Source organism: Blastococcus sp. CT_GayMR16, assembly GCF_004570875.1.
Taxonomy (GTDB): domain Bacteria; phylum Actinomycetota; class Actinomycetes; order Mycobacteriales; family Geodermatophilaceae; genus Blastococcus_B.
The window spans coordinates 96645-112429 of record NZ_SPQK01000008.1 but is presented as its reverse complement, the minus strand read 5'-3'; the positions used below and the strand labels follow the sequence as shown (position 1 = coordinate 112429).

The following is a 15785-nucleotide window of genomic DNA, read 5'->3' as shown; positions in this document are numbered from 1 at the left end:
GCCAGCACGGTCGCGTTGGACGGGTCGTGCAACGCTGGAACAACGGACTGAAGACCGCCCTGCTCCTCGGGCTCATGGGGGGCCTGATCCTGGCCGCCGGGGCCCTGATCGGCGGCCGGGGTGGTCTCTTCATCGCCCTCGTGATCGCGCTCGGCATCAACGGCTACGCGTACTTCAACTCCGACAAGCTCGCGCTGCGGGCGATGCGGGCTTTTCCCATTACCGAGACGCAGGCCCCACAGCTGTACTCGATCGTCCGCGAGCTGGCCACCGACGCACGTCAGCCGATGCCCCGGCTGTACGTCAGCCCGACCAACCAGCCCAACGCCTTCGCCACCGGCCGCAACCCCCGCAATGCGGCGGTCTGCGTCACGCAGGGCATCCTCGAGCTGCTCGACCGCCGCGAGCTGCGCGGGGTCCTCGCCCACGAGCTCTCCCACGTCTACAACCGCGACATCCTGATCAGCTCCGTCGCCGGCGCGATGGCCACGGTGATTACCTACCTGGCGCACATGGCGATGTTCGCGTCGCTGTTCGGCGGCCGCTCCGACGACCGGGGCGGCGGCAACGCCCTCGGGGGGCTCCTGCTCATCATTCTCGGCCCGGTCGCCGCCGGCCTCGTGCAGCTGGCGGTCAGCCGCAGCCGGGAGTTCCAGGCCGACGCCTCGGGTGCTCAGCTCTCCCAGGACCCGCTGGCCCTCGCCAGCGCGCTCCGCAAGATCGAGCGCGGCGCCTCGGCGCTGCCGCTGCCGCAGGACGACCGGCTGGTCACCCAGAGCCACCTGATGATCGCCAACCCGTTCCGCGGCCAGGGGCTGGCGTCGATGTTCGCCAGTCACCCCCCGATGCCCGAGCGGATCGCCCGGCTCGAGGGCATGGCCCGCGAGCTCGAGCAGCGCTGAGAACGTCCCGCTCAACTCCCGGACGGCCGCAGCGGCTCGTGGAGGTAGCGCTGGATGGTCGCCCCGACGTTCGCTGCGATCAGGTTCGGCGGCATCGCGTCGAACGGAGGGAGCTCGAGGACGGATCGAGCCAGCGCTAGGCCGAGGATCTGACTGGCCAGGAGGGCCGCGCGCTGCGGCACCTCGGACTCGTCGGGAATCAGGCGGCGCAGCGCGGGCACGAGCTGGGAGGCGAAGAGCTCGCGCATGGCGGCTGCCGCGTCGGCGTCACTGGCGGCGGAACGAAGCAGGCTCAGGAGAACCTGACCCTCCAGCGTCCCCGCATCCCAGCGCGAGAGGAAGTGCTCGACCAGGCTGTTCGCCTACCTGGTCGTCATCGCCCTGGCGCAGCACGCGTTCGTGCGCAGCTACGAGGAACCCACGCTGAGCGAGGTCTACGGGCCGTCCTACGACGAGTTCTGCGCGAACGTGCCCCGCTGGCTACCGCGCCCGACTCCCTGGCGGGGAGCCACCAGACGCCCCGATCTGAGCGTCGATCAGCGGTAGTTGTCGAACTGCAGGGCGACGTCGAGCTCGGCGCCGCGCAGCAGCTGCTGCACCGCTTGCAGGTCGTCCCGCTTCTTGCCGCTGACCCGCAGCTGATCGCCCTGGATCTGCGCCTGGATGCCCTTGGGGCCCTCGTCGCGGATGAGCTTGGCGATCTTCTTCGCGGTGTCGGACTCGATGCCCTGCTTGATGCGGGCGGAGATCTTGTACGTCTTCCCCGAGGACTGCGGCTCGTCGGCGTCCAGCGACTTCAGCGAGATCCCCCGCTTGATGAGCTTCTCCTTGAAGACGTCCAGCGCCGCGACGACCCGCTCCTCGGTGTCGGCCTGCAGCGTGACGCCTTCGTCGCCGGCCCACGCGACGGTGGCATTGACGCCCCGGAAGTCGAATCGCTGCGACAGCTCCTTGCCCGCCTGGTTGAGGGCGTTGTCGATCTCCTGGCGGTCGACCTTGCTCACGACGTCGAAGGACGCGTCTGCCATGGCTCATCCCTTTCACTGCGCGGGGCGTCCCCCCGGGGTTCGGGAACGCCGTCCACGGTTCTTGTACTCTTCTCCGGTACCACCGCACGGCGGGTTGCCCGAGTGGCCAATGGGAGCGGACTGTAAATCCGTCGGCTTAGCCTACGAAGGTTCGAATCCTTCACCCGCCACGCCTCGGTACGACGGCCCCCGACCCTTCTGTGGTCGGGGGCCGTCGCTGTTCTAGAGGGTGGGGGCGCGCGCGCTCGCAGTGGCGGTGCGCTCGAGCTGCTCGCCGCCGAGGAACAGCCAGCCGAAGGCGATGTCGACGTACCGCGTGCAACGGACGGTCACCTCGGCGCCGTCGGTCTCCGCCGCCCAGGAGTCCAACTGCATGCCGCCGTCGCCGAGCTGGTCGGCGACCGCGGCCTGCGCCGTCGCCCGCGTGAGCGGCAGCTCGGTGCCGACGCCGCTGGTGTAGACGACCGCTTCGTCGGTGCGGTTGGCGGCGGCGAGGGCGGCGCCGTCGCACACCGACTGCACCTCCTGCTGTTCGAGGAAGGCGTCGGAGGCGGCGATCGCGCCGAAGGCCATGAGGGCCGCCACGGTCCAGCAGACGAGCACGAAGGGCAGCGTCGATCCCCGCTCCGCCGTGTCCGCATCCCTCCGCACGCCGGGCAGCGTAGGCGGAGACAGCCCTGTCCACCGCCTGTGGACAGCACCTGTGGACACTGTGGACACCCGATCGGGTGGCGGCCTACCCCGCCAGCGAGCCTGTGGACGACGCCGGCGGGCACAGCGTCCGCGCCGACACACTGCCCGGCATGTCGATCGATGTGCCCGTGGCCGAGGTGTACCGGCTGGCCAACTCCCTGCGCGGTGCGGCCGGCGACGCCGAGGAGATCGCCGTCCGCCTCCAGGACACCGCTCCGGTCGGCAGCGGCCTGCTCGGCGACACGACCGCCGCGGTGGCCAACTCGTGGCTGCGGCTGGACGGCGCGCTGCAGGAGCCGCACGGACGGGCGAGCGCCGAATGAGCACCGAGATGCCCGATCAGATCCCGCTGGACATGCCGCCGGGCGACCCCGACGCGCTGGCCGACCTCGTCCGCGCCATAGCCGGCGCCGGCGTGTGTGTCGCCGCCGTCGACGACCGTCTCCTCGGAGCCGCCGACGCCGCGCCAGGGTGGCTGGGGGACGACGCCGCTGCGGCCGCCGCGCAGGTGGTCGCAGTCACCGCGCTGGTCCGGGAGGTCTCCGCCGCCGTGCTGCCGGCGAGCGGTCGGCTGAGGACCCACGAGGAGCGCCTCCGGGAGACCCGGCGCCAAGTGGCCGCGCTGGGGGCCGAACAGAGCGAGCAGTTCGCCGAGGCATGGCGGCGCCTCGGGCAGGTCGAGGACCTGCGGCTGCAGGTCATGTCCGGCGGCGCCGACGTCCGGGCGATTGTGGCCGACGTCGAGGCCGGGGAGGGGCGCCGGCGACGACGGCACACCGCGCTGCTGGAGGAACTCGAGGACGACGCGGCCGCGACGGCGCGCGTGCTGGACGACGCATGGGCCGCGGTCGGGGGCCGCAGGGCGCCGGGTGACGCGAACCGGGTCGTTGCGTACCTGGCCGCTCAGCTGCCGGGCTGGGGTGACCTGGAGCTCGCCCGCCGTGGCCGCGCGCTCGCAGACGGGTTTGGTCAGTTCATCAACCCGGAAGACCGGGAGGATCTGGCGCGCGACGCGTTGGCCTTCGCGGGGTCCGTGTCCTTCGCCGGCGCCCTTCTGGCCGGCCTGGGACCGGTCGGGACGAGGGATGCTCTGGAACACCTCGGCGGTGGTGACTACGGACCGCAGAGTGCCCTCGCCCGAGTGGTCGCTCTCGCACTCGGCGCCGCCGCTCGGAACGACGGAACGGGGCCGGTCGCCGAGGTTCTGGCGGCCGAGTACACGTCGGCCGACGATCCCGCCGGCCTCGACGACCTCGGTGTCCTGGGCATGGGCACCGTCCTCGCCGCGAGCCTCGCGCTGGGCCCGCGCGGCCTCGACCCGCAGACGGTCGCCGCGTGGGGGCGGCAGATCGCGCTCCGCGAGCGGGTGCTCGGGGCGGCCTCCGTCGATCGGATCAATCCACTGAGCGACGTGGCGGCACCGGTCGACGCACTCGTCGCCGTCGTGGCGATCCTCGGCGAGGGCACCGATCCGGCAGCCGGGGCCGCCTTCCTGAACAGGCCCTGGGTGTGGGGCGTTCTTCTCGCGCGTACCTGGGAGGACTGCGGAACGTCGCTGCAGGCACTCGTGGCGTCGGCCGGGGCGGTGGAGGGTCCAGCAGGCGAGGCGGTCGTGCGTGGTGGGCTCGAGGCCCTGGGTGCGCCTGGAGGACGGGAAGGCGGACGACTGGCCGGTCGCCCGGGCTGCGGCGAACGCGGTGTCGACCGCGCTGGCCGACGGACGGCCGTGCACGTCTCGCTCGCCGGAGAGGTGCTCATGTCCGGGGTGGATGGTTCTCTCCCAGCCGCCGACGCCGCGCTGTTGCGCGGCCTCGGCTACGTGACCTTGGACCGGAGCGCCTCGGCAGTTGTGGAGGAGGCCTTGCAGGGCTGGGTGACCGCCCAGCCGGTCGACATCAGCGGCGGCAGTTCGCTCCCGCAACTACCCGCGGTCGTGGTCCCGAATGCCTACCTCGCGGTGCAGAACTACGGCCAGGAACTCGCGTACACGTTGCATGGCCTCGAGGAGCAGAGGGAGGCGCAGGACCGCGCATTCTTGTGGACCATGACTGTCGATCTCGCCGTATCCCTGGCGCCTGGTTCTGCGGGCGTGGTTCTGGGGCTGCTCGCGGATTATGCCGCGATGGGGCTCGGCTACGACGGCACTTGGGACAACGGGGGGTTTCACGGGCTGACGTTCGAGCCGACGGCCGAGATCGCAGCGCTGACCCCTGACGAGGGGCTCGCGGTCCTCGGGATCGCGGAACAGGCCCGCGACTCCTTCGAGCGGACGGCCGGTGTGCTGGGGCATCCCGCCCCGCCCACGTCGCCGCAGTCGCACTGGTACGACCCGATTCTGGATGCCGTTGCCCCCGGGCCTGCGGACCGCATCGAGCAGATGGAGGAGCGACGCGGCGGCCGGGTACGGCTGCCGAGGTGAGTTACGGATCGACGGAGGACCTATCCGTTCACCCGTTTGGTGACAAGTCGCTTAATTCTGACTACGGAGCGCTACGACGCGAGGGACCGTCACCCCGTCGTGATCTTCGAAGCTTGTCCAGACGAGTGACGGGAAGCAATGTCTCCAGCGCGGTCCGTACTGAACGACGCTCTGCCCCCGCGCGTAAGTGGCTGCCGCATGCCGCAGTCAGTCATGCCGAGGAGGCAATCATGGGGATCAACAACGTCCAGTCTGGTCAGAGCGCAGTTCGCGGAGCCAAGTGGGGCCGCGGTGCCAAGTGGGGTCGCGGTGCCAAGTGGGGCCGCACGGTCGCTGTCTGATCAACGCATCTGATTCATAACGCGCTGCTCAGCGCGTGAACTCAGGGCAGCCGGTCTTACGACCGGCTGCCCTGAGTCGTTTCACCAGCCGTCCGACGCGACTGCCAACAGCCTTCGTGAGGGCCGATCCGCTGTTAGCCTCGGCGCCGCCCGTCTTCCCCACGAAATGCAGGTATCAGTGGCCGAGCAGGACGACCGCGTGCCACGTCGGCCGCTGACTTTCTTGAGTCAGTGGACGGTGGCCTGGATCGGGATCGCCGTCGCGGTCCCGATCGCTCTCTGGGCGCTCGTCCCGATGAACAAGCCCGTCGACGTCCCACTGCTGATCGCCGCATTCCTGGGCTTCCTCGCCGCCGAATCGTTCAACGTCCAGTTCGAGTTCCGCAAGCAGAGCTTCTCCTGGTCGCCCAGCGAACTCGCCTTCGTGATGTCGCTGGTCGCCATCGGCGGGTCCTGGACGGCGGTCGCCTGGGCCCTGGGCATCGGGGTCAGCGTCGTGGTGCAGGGCTACCCGCGGCCGAAGGTGGTCTTCAACGTCACCGTCGTCGTCCTCGAGGTGTGCGCGGCCGTCGGCGTGCTCCGCCTGCTGCCGGCCGGGGACATCGTCGATCCCTCGACCTGGTTCGCCTACCTCGTCGCCGTCCTGGTTGCGAGCATGGTCGGCGCCGCGCTCATCGCCGGCGCCATCTGCGCCACGCAGGGCTACCCCGGCCGCACGCTGTGGGCCAGCCTCTTCGTCCCGGTCGTGCTGGTCGGGCCGGTGTCGGTCCTCGTCGGCCTGGCTGTCCTGCTGCTGGTCAGCGTCACCCCGTGGGCCTGGTTGCTCATCGCGCCGCTCCTCGGCGCGCTCGCGCTCGTGTACCGGCGTTTCGGGTCGGTCACCCGCGAGGGCCACAGCGTGGAGCGGGTCTACGACTTCGCCCGCCGGGTCGAGCAGGTCTCACCGGACGAGGCCGGCACGCGGCAGATCGTGCAGGCCGTGCGGGAGCTGCTCAACGCCGAGCGGGTGGCCCTCTGGCTGCCGCCCTACCTGGACGAGGAGCCGCGGCTGGTCGTCTCCGCCGAGAACGGCGCCGTCTGGTACGACGGCCCCGGCGACCCGGACGACGTCTTCCGCCGGCGGGCGGTGACCTCCGACGGGGGACCGCTCCTGGTCTCCATGGGCCGGGCCGACAGCGAGGAGATCGCCGCCCTCGCCCGGCGTGGCGTCTCCGACCTGATCGGTGCGCCCGTGATGACCGCCGCGGGGGAGCCGGGTTACCTGGAGGTCTGCGACCGCCGCAGCGACATCGTCTCCTTCGCCGACAGCGACCGTGCCGCGCTGGACTCCATGCTCACGCACGTCAACGCGGCGATCCGCCATCAGCAGCTGCTCACCCAGATCCGCTACGACGCCGACCACGACCGGCTGACCGGCCTGCCCAACCGCCAGCGGCTGGCCGCCGAGATCGACCAGCTGCTCGCCGAGGACCCCGTCGGGGCCCGCGCCGGCCTGATCCTGGCCGCCCTCGGCAACTACACCGAGGTCACCGACACCCTGGGCCACGCCGCCAGCGACGAGCTGCTCCTGGTCACCGCCGGGCTGTTGCGCGAGCACGCACCCCCGCAGGCACTGCTGGCCCGGATGGAGGGCGAGCAGTTCGCCGTCCTGCTGCCCGGGCTGTCCCTGGCCGCCACCGAGCGGGCCGCACGGCGCCTGCGCGAGGCCGCCTCGACCCGGTCGCGCGTCGCCGGCCTGGACCTCGAGGTCACGCTGACCATCGGCGTCGCCGCAGCACCGGTGCACGGCACTGACGCCGGGATGCTCATGCAGCGCGCCGACGTCGCCCTGCTCGCCGCGGCCGATTCCGGCGGTGTCGCGAGCTACCACCCCGTCCTCGACCAGCAGAGCCTGCGCCGCCTGCAGCTGGGCACCGAGCTCGAGCAGGCGATGGCCGACGGGCAGATCAGCGTCGTCTTCCAGCCGATCATCGACGCGCAGACCTCCGACATCGTCTCGGTGGAGACGCTGGTGCGCTGGGCCCATCCGCGCTACGGCTCGATCCCGCCCGACGACTTCATCCACCTGGCCGAGCAGATCGGCCGGATCGGCGCCGTGACCGACCACGTGCTGGACCTCGCGCTGGCCCGCTGCCGCCGATGGCTGGACCAGGACATCGCGCTCTCGGTCGCGGTGAACCTTTCGGTGCACTGCCTGACCGAGCCCGACCTGGTCTCGCGGGTGCGGCGGGCACTGCAGCGTCACGGCGTGCCCGGGGAGCTGCTGACCCTGGAGCTGACCGAGGGCAGCGTCGTCGACGATTCGGTGCGCGACAGCAGCGTGCTGGGCGACCTGCACGCGCTCGGGCTGCGGCTGTCCATGGACGACTTCGGCACCGGGTATTCGTCGCTGTCCCAGCTGCGGCAACTGCCGATCGATGAGGTCAAGATCGACAAGTCCTTCGTGCTGGGCATGTCGACCAGCCAGGGGGAGTCCTTCATCGCCCGCTCGATCATCGAGCTGGCGCACAACCTCGGGCTGCGGGTCGTGGCCGAGGGCGTCGAGGACGAGCTGACCCGCAACCTGCTGGCCGAGATGGGCTGCGACAAGCTGCAGGGGTTCCTGGTCAGCCGGCCGCTGCCCGACGACCGGCTCGAGACCTGGCTGCTCGCCCGCACCGGCGTCCGGTCCGCGGGGCCGGGCGCCACGCACCGCCGGCTGTTCGTCCGGGCCTGACGCGGCGCGCCGACCCCCTGGCGGGCCACGCGGCGACGGCGAGGTAAAGTCTCCGACGGCTCTTCGAGCACGCCCCTTTAGCTCAGTCGGCAGAGCGTCTCCATGGTAAGGAGAAGGTCTACGGTTCGATTCCGTAAAGGGGCTCTAGCATGAACGCCGACCTGCCGGTCCTGTCGAGAGACCGGGCCGCGTGGTCGTCCTGGCGGTGTAGCTCAGCCTGGTAGAGCAAGCGGCTCATAATCGCTGTGTCACCGGTTCAAGTCCGGTCACCGCTACTCCCGACGGACCCCGGCTCTCCGGGGTCCGTCCGCACGTACGAAGACACCGCGTCGGCATCCGCCGCCGCGGACGCACAAGGCTAGGAGCACTCACGTGGCAGCCACCGACGTCCGACCGAAGATCACCCTGGCGTGCCAGGAGTGCAAGAACCGCAACTACATCACCCGCAAGAACCGTCGGAACGACCCCGACCGGCTCGAGCTGAAGAAGTACTGCCCCAAGGACCGCAAGCACACGGTGCACCGCGAGACCCGCTGACCTAGTCAGCCACAGACGCGAGAGGGCGGGAGCATGGCGCTGGACCGGGAACTGGTCGGGCGCAGCTACCCGCCCTCCGCCGTCTACGAGGTCGGCCGGGCGAAGATCGCCGAGTTCGCGCGCGCCATCGGCTCGGACGATCCGCTGCACCGCGACACCGAGGCCGCCCGGGCGGCCGGCCATCCCGACGTCATCGCCCCGCCGACGTTCGCGATCGCGCTGACCCTCGAGGCCGCGATGGTCGTGCTCGACGACCCGGATGTCGCACTCGACTACAGCCGCGTCGTGCACGGCGAGCAGCGCTTCACGCACCACCGGCCGATCCGGGCCGGTGACCGCCTGGTCGCGACCACGACGATCGAGGCCGCCCGGACCGTCGCCGGCAACGACCTGCTCACCGCTCGGGTCGACGTCGCCACGGAGGACGGGGAGCCAGTCTGCGCCTCCACGTCGATGCTCGTCGCCCGGGGTGAGGCATGACGCTCCGTCTCGCCGACGTCCAGGTCGGCACCGAGCTGCCGGAGCGGACCTTTCCGGTCACCCGCGCCGACCTCGTCCGCTACGCGGGCGCGTCCGGTGACTTCAACCCCATCCACTGGAACCAGCGGGTGGCGACCTCCGTCGGCCTCCCCGACGTCATCGCGCACGGCATGTTCACCATGGCGCTGGCCGGCCGCGCCGTCAGCGACTGGACCGGTGATCCCGGGGCCCTCGTCGAGTACAACGTGCGCTTCGGGCGCCCGGTCGTCGTCCCCGACGACGACGCCGGTGCCGAGGTGACCGTCCGCGGCAAGGTCGGGGCACTGCTCGAGGACGGCGGGGTGCGGGTCGATCTCACCGTGACCGCCGGCGGCGAGAAGGTGCTCTCCCTGGCGCGCGCGATCGTCCGCCTGGCATGAGCGCGGCGCGGCGGGCAGCCGTGGCCGGTGCGGCGGTGCTGCTCCTCGGCGGCTGCACGTCCTTCGCCGACACCGTGACGACCGGGACGGCGCCGAGCGCGGCCCCCACCACCGAGGCCCCCGACGAGGTCGAGGCGGGCGGCTGTCCCGCCGAGCGCGCCCGGCCCGATCCCGAGCGGCCGGTGGTCACGCTGGACTACCGCCTCGAGGACGACCTCGTCACCGTCACCGGCACCGAGACGGTCGTCTTCACCCCGGACCGCCGCGTCGACGAGCTCGTCTTCCGCCTCGTCCCGAACGGCCCCGACTCCGCGCCCGCGGGCAACCGGCTCGTCGTCGACGACGTGCGGGGCGACGACGTCGACGCCGGCCGCTACGAGGAGGCCGCGGCGGCCGACCCCGGCGGCCTCTACGTCGTCACTCTCGAGGACGACCTCGACGCCGGCGACTCCACCGAGGTCGAGCTCGATTTCACCCTGACCCTCGGCAGTCGCGGCTTCGACCGCTTCGGCACCGACGAGGGCGTCTCCTGGTGGGCCAGCGGTGCGCCGCTGCTCGCCTGGGAGCCCGGCGTCGGCTGGGCGGAGGACCCGTTCGTCGACCTGGGCGGGGAGACCACGACCAGCCCCGCCATGGACACCTCCGTCAGCGTCTCGGCCCCGGAGGCCCTCACGGTCCTGATGACCGGGGCGACCGCCGAGCCCTCGCCGGCGCGGGACGGCCGCCGCACCTGGACCTCGACGGAACCGGTCGCCCGCGACGTCGGTGTCGCCGCCGGCCTGTTCACCACCGAGCGGGTGACCACGCCCGGCGGGGTGGCCGTCACCGTCGGCGTCCTGCCCGACGGCGAGCTACCGGCCCCACAGCTCGCCGAGTGGACCAGTGCCGCGATCACCCATCTCGAGGCGCACGTCGGGCCCTTCCCGTACCGCACGCTGACGGTCGCCCTGCTGCCCGACTACGGCGGCGGGATCGAGTACCCGAGCATGATCTTCGAGGCCACTCCGAGCCGCCTGGTGCTCGTGCACGAGGTCGCGCACATGTGGTTCTACGGAATGGTCGGCAACTCGCAGTTCCGCGACCCGTGGCTGGACGAGGCGTTCGCCACGTGGGCCGAGGCCGTCGTCGACGAGCAGTCGGCCTTCGGCTACCAGGCCGCGCTGGGGATGCCCGGTGAGGTCGGGGGGGCGATGACCGACTTCCCCGACGACAACACCTACTTCGACGTCGTCTACGGGAAGGGCGGGGCGGCGCTGCTGGCCGCGCGCGAGGCCGCCGGCCCGGAGGCCTTCGACGCCGCGATCCGCTGCTACGTCGACGCCACCGCGTGGTCCATCGCCACGCCGGGGGACGTCGCCACCGCGCTGGCCGACCTCCCCGGCGCGCTCGCTGCGCTCACCGAGGCGCAGGCGCTCGGGAAGGACGACCTACCCCGCTAGGACGGGGGTCCTTACTCCGCCGAGCCGAGCAGTCGCTGCATGCGGGTGACGCCCTCGACCAGGTCCTCGTCGCCCAGCGCATAGGACATCCGGACGTAGCCCGGGGTCCCGAACGCCTCCCCGGGGACGACGGCCACCTCGGCCTCCTCGAGGATGAGCGTGGCCAGCTCGGCACTGGTCTCCGCCGTCCGCCCGGCGATCGGCCGGCCCAGCAGGCCCTTCACCGACGGGTAGACGTAGAACGCGCCCTGGGGCTCCGGGCAGGCGATGCCCGGGATCTCCCGCAGCATCGACACGATCGTCTGCCGCCGCCGGTCGAAGGCCTCACGCATGGTCGCCACCGCCGAGAGGTCGCCGGTCAGGGCAGCGACAGCCGCGGCCTGGGAGACGTTCGCGACGTTGGAGGTCGCGTGTGACTGCAGGTTGGTCGCGGCCCGGACGACGTCGGCGGGGCCGACCATCCAGCCCACCCGCCAGCCGGTCATGGCGTAGGTCTTGGCCACGCCGTTGACGACGACGCAGCGGTCGGCCAGTTCGGGCACGACCACCGGCATCGACGGGGCCGTGACTCCGCCGTAGGTGAGGTGCTCGTAGATCTCGTCGGTCAGCACCCAGAGGCCGGCGTCCAGCGCCCAGCGGCCGATCTCCTCGACCTGCTCCGGGGGGTAGACCGCCCCGGTCGGGTTGGACGGCGAGCAGAACAGCAGGACCTTCGTCCGGGGCGTGCGGGCGGCCTCGAGCTGGGCCGCCGAGACGAGGTACCCGCTCTGCTCGTCGGCGACCACGGGCACCGGCACCCCGCCGGCCAGCTGGATGGCCTCCGGGTACGTCGTCCAGTAGGGGGCGGGCACGAGCACCTCGTCGCCCGGGTCGAGCATCGTGGCGAAGGCCTCGTAGACCGCCTGCTTGCCACCGTTGGTGACCAGCACGTTCGCCGCCGTGGCCTGCAGCCCGGAGTCGCGCACCGTCTTGGCGACGATGGCCTCCTTGAGGGCGGGCAGCCCGCCGGCGGGCGTGTACCGGTGCATGGCCGGCTGCCGGCAGGCGGCCACCGCGGCCTCGACGATGTAGTCCGGCGTCGGGAAGTCCGGTTCGCCCGCGCCGAAGCCGATGACCGGCTTGCCTGCGGCCTTCAGGGCCTTGGCCTTGGCGTCGACGGCCAGGGTCGCGGACTCGCTGATCGCGGCGATGCGGCGGGAGATGCGGCGCTCGGCGGGCGGGAGGGTGGCGGACGGGGCGGACTCCGAGGAGACGGCGGTCATGGCCCCATCGTGTCAAAGACGGCGCGTCAGTGACGAAGGCGTACATGGGCCACGGCGTCCGACGGCGCGAACTCCACGCACGTCAGTCGTCGAGGGCCTCGCCGAGGTCCTCGAAAAGCCGCTCCTCGCTCCCCAGGAGCACCGGGACGACCTCGAGATGCAGTTCGTGAGCAGGCCGGCCCGGAGATACTCCTGCACCGTGGCGGACCCGCCGCCGAGCCACACGTGCCGGCCGCCGGCCGCGGCGCGAGCCTGGTCGAGCGCGGCCTCGATGATCGTCGCGCCGACGTCCCGCCGGCCGAGCTCGATGAACCGGTCATGCAGGGAGGACCGCGGCGGGTCGGGCAACTCATCGGCCCCGGCGCGGGGACCGGTGGGACGTTGGCTGTGGGCAGGTGCGGTCCCGTACACTCGCAGACCTGGGGCAGCTGACCCCGCCACCGGCGTGCCCCGGAACCTTCCTGAGGATCCGCGCTGCCGTGGTGAGGCGGGCCGTCCCGGGCCCCGGCCAGGGCATAGGGGTGTAGCTCAATTGGCAGAGCAGCGGTCTCCAAAACCGCAGGCTGCAGGTTCAAGTCCTGTCACCCCTGCCACCCGCACAGCAGTAACCGACCACCCGGCCGCTCACCCGAGCGGCCACCACCACGAGGCGAGCGAGGCGCAGTGAGCGACGAGAAGCCGGGACGCGAGGACGACGCTCGCGATGCCGAGCTGACCGACGAGCAGCTCGACGCCGAGGCCCCCGGGGTCGACGACGCCGGTGAGCTCGAGGCGGCCGAGGACGAGATCGCCGCGGAGGCCGAGGCCGACGAGGACAAGGTCGTGGCCACCCCGTCGCGTCGCCGGCGTGGGCGCATCACCGCCCCTGACGACGACGAGGACGAGGACGACGAGGAGCCCGCGGCGACGCGGCGGGCCGCCCGGTCGGCCTCCCGCCCGGCGCGCACCGGCGAAGGCACCCGCTCCCGCGCGGCAGCCGAGCGGGCCCGCGCCGACGGCGTCCGGCAGAAGCGCTCCCTGGCCCGGTTCCTCCGCGAGGTCGTGGCCGAGCTGCGCAAGGTCATCTGGCCGGGCCGCCGCGAGCTCATCACATACACCACGGTGGTCATCGTCTTCGTGGCGTTCATCGTCGCGCTGGTGGCCGGCCTGGACCTGCTCTTCGCCAGGGGCGTGATCGCCGTCTTCGGCTGATCCCCCGCCCCGCTGCAACGCACCATGACAAGGAAGAGATTTCTGTGACCGACCCCCGCGAGCCCAACGAGCGCGACAGCCCGGTCGAAGGCGGCGCTGCCACCGACCTCGACGACGCCCGCCTGGGCGAGCCGGGGGCGGTCGACCTCGACACCGGTGCCGGCGAGACCGGCGCGGCCGAGGGCTCCATCGACACCGCTGACCAGGACACCGACACCGAGGTCGCCGACGTCGTCCCCGAGATCGAGAGCGGCGACACGGACAGCCTGGTGAGCGACCCGCTCGTCGAGCCCGCTGCCGACTCCGACGTCGCGGTGGAGGTCGAGGAGGACGAGGACCCGGCCGAGGCGATGAAGAAGGCGCTGCGGATCGCTCCCGGCGACTGGTACGTCGTGCACTCCTACGCCGGCTACGAGAACAAGGTGAAGACCAACCTCGAGGCGCGGATCCAGTCCCTGGACGTCGAGGACTACATCTATCAGATCGAGGTGCCCACCGAGGAGGTCACCGAGATCAAGAACGGCAAGCGCGCGCAGGTCAACCGGAAGGTCCTGCCGGGCTACCTCCTCGTCCGCATGGAGCTCAACGACGAGTCGTGGGGCGCCGTCCGGAACACCCCGGGTGTCACCGGCTTCGTCGGCGCCACCTCGCGCCCGTCGCCGCTGACCCACGACGAGGTCGTGAAGATCCTCGTCCCGGCGATCACGCCGCAGGCCGCCCGCGCCGCCGGTGGCGAGGCCGCCACCGGAGCCGCCGCCGCACCCGCTGCCGTCGTCGACTTCGAGGTGGGGGAGTCGGTGACCGTCATGGACGGTCCCTTCGCGACCCTGCCCGCCACCATCAACGAGATCAACGCCGAGCAGCAGAAGCTGCAGGTGCTGGTATCCATCTTCGGCCGCGAGACGCCCGTCGAGCTGTCGTTCAGCCAGGTCCAGAAGTTGTAGGACCCCGGTGCCCCCCGACCCTCGCTCCGCTCGGGTCGGGACCCTGCACCGGGGCCTTCCAGACAAGACCACGAAGGAAGAAGAGAGAAAGAGATGCCCCCCAGGAAGCGGTTGACCGCGGTCATCAAGCTCCAGATCAACGCCGGTGCGGCCACCCCCGCGCCGCCCGTGGGTCCGGCGCTCGGCCAGCACGGCGTCAACATCATGGAGTTCTGCAAGGCGTACAACGCCGCGACCGAGTCGCAGCGCGGCAACGTCATCCCCGTCGAGATCTCGGTCTACGAGGACCGCTCGTTCACCTTCGTCACCAAGACCCCGCCGGCCGCGCGCATGCTGCTCAAGGCCGCCGGTGTCGACAAGGGATCGGGCGAGCCGCACAAGACGAAGGTCGCCACGGTCACCCGTGACCAGGTCCGCGAGATCGCCACCACCAAGATGGCCGACCTCAACGCCAACGACCTCGACCAGGCCGAGAAGATCATCGCCGGCACCGCCCGGTCGATGGGCATCACGGTCCAGTAGAAGGACCCCGGTGCCCCAGGCCCTCGCTCCGCTCGGGCCGGGACCCTGCACCGGGGCCGTTCCAGCACGTCACCAGTGGGAGGGCCTTCGCCGGCCCGCGAAACCACGCGATCGGGGCGCGAGCGTCCCGCGAGAGGAAACATCATGGCGAAGCACGGCAAGAAGTACCGCGCAGTGGCCGACAAGGTCGACCGCGACAACCTGTACAGCCCGCTCCAGGCCGCCACGCTGGCCAAGGAGACGTCGACGACGTCCTACGACGCCACCGTCGAGGTCGCCATGCGCCTGGGCGTCGACCCGCGTAAGGCCGACCAGATGGTCCGCGGCACGGTCAACCTGCCCCACGGCACCGGCAAGACCGCCCGCGTCATCGTCTTCGCGACCGGTGACAAGGCCGCCGAGGCCGAGGCCGCCGGCGCCGACGTCGTCGGCTCCGACGACCTGATCGAGAAGATCCAGGGCGGCTTCCTGGACTTCGACGCGGCGATCGCCACCCCCGACCAGATGGCCAAGGTCGGTCGCATCGCCCGCATCCTCGGCCCCCGTGGCCTGATGCCGAACCCGAAGACCGGCACGGTGACCCCCGACGTCACCAAGGCGGTCAACGACATCAAGGGCGGGAAGATCAACTTCCGCGTCGACAAGCAGGCCAACCTGCACCTGGTGATCGGCAAGACGTCCTTCGGTGAGACCCAGCTGGTGGAGAATTACGCCGCCGCGCTGGACGAGGTCCTGCGGGCCAAGCCGTCGTCGGCCAAGGGCCGGTACCTGAAGAAGGTCACCGTCTCCACGACGATGGGCCCGGGCATCCCGGTCGACCCGAACCGCACCCGCAACATGACGGTGGACGAGCCCACCGCCTGAGCAACACCGTTCGCTCTGCGTTCCGCCG

16 protein-coding genes and 4 tRNA genes are annotated in these 15785 nt (G+C 71.5%); 16 read left to right on the top strand and 4 right to left on the bottom strand.

Annotated elements, in window-relative coordinates; all coding sequences use genetic code 11:
- The first annotated feature begins 26 nt into the window (after positions 1-26).
- On the top strand, positions 27-902 hold the full coding sequence (gene htpX, locus E4P38_RS11300) for a zinc metalloprotease HtpX (RefSeq protein ID WP_135131908.1): 876 nt from the start codon (positions 27-29) through the stop codon (positions 900-902).
- An 11-nt stretch (positions 903-913) separates the two neighbouring features.
- Here htpX and E4P38_RS11295 read toward each other — a convergent pair whose 3' ends face one another.
- Together E4P38_RS11295 and E4P38_RS11290 are read right to left on the bottom strand one after the other, a co-directional pair.
- Positions 914-1255, bottom strand: coding sequence for a hypothetical protein (locus E4P38_RS11295; RefSeq protein ID WP_167760535.1), 342 nt, complete (start codon positions 1253-1255; stop codon positions 914-916).
- Positions 1256-1438: 183 nt separating this feature from the next.
- On the bottom strand, positions 1439-1930 hold the full coding sequence (locus E4P38_RS11290; RefSeq protein ID WP_135131906.1) for a YajQ family cyclic di-GMP-binding protein: 492 nt from the start codon (positions 1928-1930) through the stop codon (positions 1439-1441).
- An 88-nt stretch (positions 1931-2018) separates the two neighbouring features.
- Between E4P38_RS11290 and E4P38_RS11285 the strand changes: the two genes are divergently transcribed.
- A tRNA-Tyr gene (locus E4P38_RS11285) sits at positions 2019-2100 on the top strand.
- A gap of 52 nt (positions 2101-2152) precedes the next feature.
- Here the strand turns inward: E4P38_RS11285 and E4P38_RS11280 are convergent.
- Entirely contained in the window at positions 2153-2581 is a 429-nt protein-coding gene (locus E4P38_RS11280) for a pilus assembly protein TadG-related protein (RefSeq protein ID WP_135131905.1), read from the bottom strand.
- Positions 2582-2658: 77 nt separating this feature from the next.
- Here E4P38_RS11280 and E4P38_RS11275 point away from each other — a divergent pair, with 77 nt between their 5' ends.
- The 9 genes from E4P38_RS11275 (at position 2659) to E4P38_RS11235 (ending at position 10974) form a co-directional block, all read left to right on the top strand.
- On the top strand, positions 2659-2946 hold the full coding sequence (locus E4P38_RS11275; protein ID WP_135131904.1) for a hypothetical protein: 288 nt from the start codon (positions 2659-2661) through the stop codon (positions 2944-2946).
- Entirely contained in the window at positions 2943-5042 is a 2100-nt protein-coding gene (locus E4P38_RS11270) for a hypothetical protein (protein ID WP_135131903.1), read from the top strand. Before E4P38_RS11275 ends, E4P38_RS11270 begins: the two co-directional genes overlap by 4 nt.
- Before the next feature lie 564 nt (positions 5043-5606).
- Entirely contained in the window at positions 5607-8099 is a 2493-nt protein-coding gene (locus E4P38_RS11265; protein WP_245160949.1) for a GGDEF and EAL domain-containing protein, read from the top strand.
- Between the two features lie 71 nt (positions 8100-8170).
- A tRNA-Thr gene (locus E4P38_RS11260) sits at positions 8171-8243 on the top strand.
- Positions 8244-8300: 57 nt separating this feature from the next.
- Positions 8301-8374: transfer RNA gene (locus tag E4P38_RS11255), tRNA-Met, on the top strand.
- A 97-nt stretch (positions 8375-8471) separates the two neighbouring features.
- Entirely contained in the window at positions 8472-8636 is a 165-nt protein-coding gene (rpmG, locus tag E4P38_RS11250; protein ID WP_106275304.1) for a 50S ribosomal protein L33, read from the top strand.
- Between the two features lie 33 nt (positions 8637-8669).
- Entirely contained in the window at positions 8670-9116 is a 447-nt protein-coding gene (locus E4P38_RS11245; protein WP_135131901.1) for a MaoC family dehydratase N-terminal domain-containing protein, read from the top strand.
- Positions 9113-9535: a MaoC family dehydratase gene (locus E4P38_RS11240; protein ID WP_135131900.1), complete on the top strand. Its 423-nt coding sequence runs from the start codon at positions 9113-9115 to the stop codon at positions 9533-9535. Before E4P38_RS11245 ends, E4P38_RS11240 begins: the two co-directional genes overlap by 4 nt.
- A complete protein-coding gene (locus tag E4P38_RS11235) occupies positions 9532-10974 on the top strand; it encodes a M1 family aminopeptidase (protein ID WP_135131899.1) in 1443 nt (480 codons plus the stop codon). The genes E4P38_RS11240 and E4P38_RS11235 overlap by 4 nt, the downstream gene beginning before the upstream one ends.
- 11 nt (positions 10975-10985) lie before the next feature.
- Here E4P38_RS11235 and E4P38_RS11230 read toward each other — a convergent pair whose 3' ends face one another.
- Positions 10986-12236 (bottom strand): pyridoxal phosphate-dependent aminotransferase, encoded by a 1251-nt coding sequence (locus E4P38_RS11230; protein WP_135131898.1) that lies wholly within the window; start codon positions 12234-12236, stop codon positions 10986-10988.
- Positions 12237-12753: 517 nt separating this feature from the next.
- On the opposite strand from E4P38_RS11230, the gene E4P38_RS11220 reads away from it, so the two are divergent.
- The 5 genes from E4P38_RS11220 to rplA all read left to right on the top strand — a co-directional run bounded on the left by E4P38_RS11220 (position 12754) and on the right by rplA (position 15757).
- Positions 12754-12829, top strand: a tRNA-Trp gene (locus E4P38_RS11220).
- Positions 12830-12899: 70 nt separating this feature from the next.
- Positions 12900-13427 carry a preprotein translocase subunit SecE gene (secE, locus tag E4P38_RS23535; protein ID WP_135131897.1) on the top strand — a complete coding sequence of 176 codons (528 nt, stop codon included), beginning with the start codon at positions 12900-12902 and terminating at the stop codon, positions 13425-13427.
- A 44-nt stretch (positions 13428-13471) separates the two neighbouring features.
- Positions 13472-14371 carry a transcription termination/antitermination protein NusG gene (gene nusG, locus E4P38_RS11210; RefSeq protein ID WP_209309058.1) on the top strand — a complete coding sequence of 300 codons (900 nt, stop codon included), beginning with the start codon at positions 13472-13474 and terminating at the stop codon, positions 14369-14371.
- 93 nt (positions 14372-14464) lie between these two features.
- Positions 14465-14893 carry a 50S ribosomal protein L11 gene (rplK, locus tag E4P38_RS11205; RefSeq protein WP_135131896.1) on the top strand — a complete coding sequence of 143 codons (429 nt, stop codon included), beginning with the start codon at positions 14465-14467 and terminating at the stop codon, positions 14891-14893.
- A 144-nt stretch (positions 14894-15037) separates the two neighbouring features.
- Positions 15038-15757: a 50S ribosomal protein L1 gene (gene rplA, locus E4P38_RS11200; protein WP_135131895.1), complete on the top strand. Its 720-nt coding sequence runs from the start codon at positions 15038-15040 to the stop codon at positions 15755-15757.
- The last annotated feature ends 28 nt before the right edge of the window (positions 15758-15785 follow it).

Excerpts from the sequence above, each read along its gene's own strand:
- rplK (WP_135131896.1), top strand. The coding sequence starts at position 14,465 with ATGCCCCCCAGGAAGCGGTTGACCGCGGTCATCAAGCTCCAGATCAAC.
- rplA (WP_135131895.1), top strand. The coding sequence starts at position 15,038 with ATGGCGAAGCACGGCAAGAAGTACCGCGCAGTGGCCGACAAGGTCGAC.
- E4P38_RS11245 (WP_135131901.1), top strand. The coding sequence starts at position 8,670 with ATGGCGCTGGACCGGGAACTGGTCGGGCGCAGCTACCCGCCCTCCGCC.
- E4P38_RS11230 (WP_135131898.1), bottom strand. The coding sequence starts at position 12,236 with ATGACCGCCGTCTCCTCGGAGTCCGCCCCGTCCGCCACCCTCCCGCCC.
- E4P38_RS11290 (WP_135131906.1), bottom strand. The coding sequence starts at position 1,930 with ATGGCAGACGCGTCCTTCGACGTCGTGAGCAAGGTCGACCGCCAGGAG.
- E4P38_RS11240 (WP_135131900.1), top strand. The coding sequence starts at position 9,113 with ATGACGCTCCGTCTCGCCGACGTCCAGGTCGGCACCGAGCTGCCGGAG.
- E4P38_RS11270 (WP_135131903.1), top strand. The coding sequence starts at position 2,943 with ATGAGCACCGAGATGCCCGATCAGATCCCGCTGGACATGCCGCCGGGC.
- E4P38_RS11235 (WP_135131899.1), top strand. The coding sequence starts at position 9,532 with ATGAGCGCGGCGCGGCGGGCAGCCGTGGCCGGTGCGGCGGTGCTGCTC.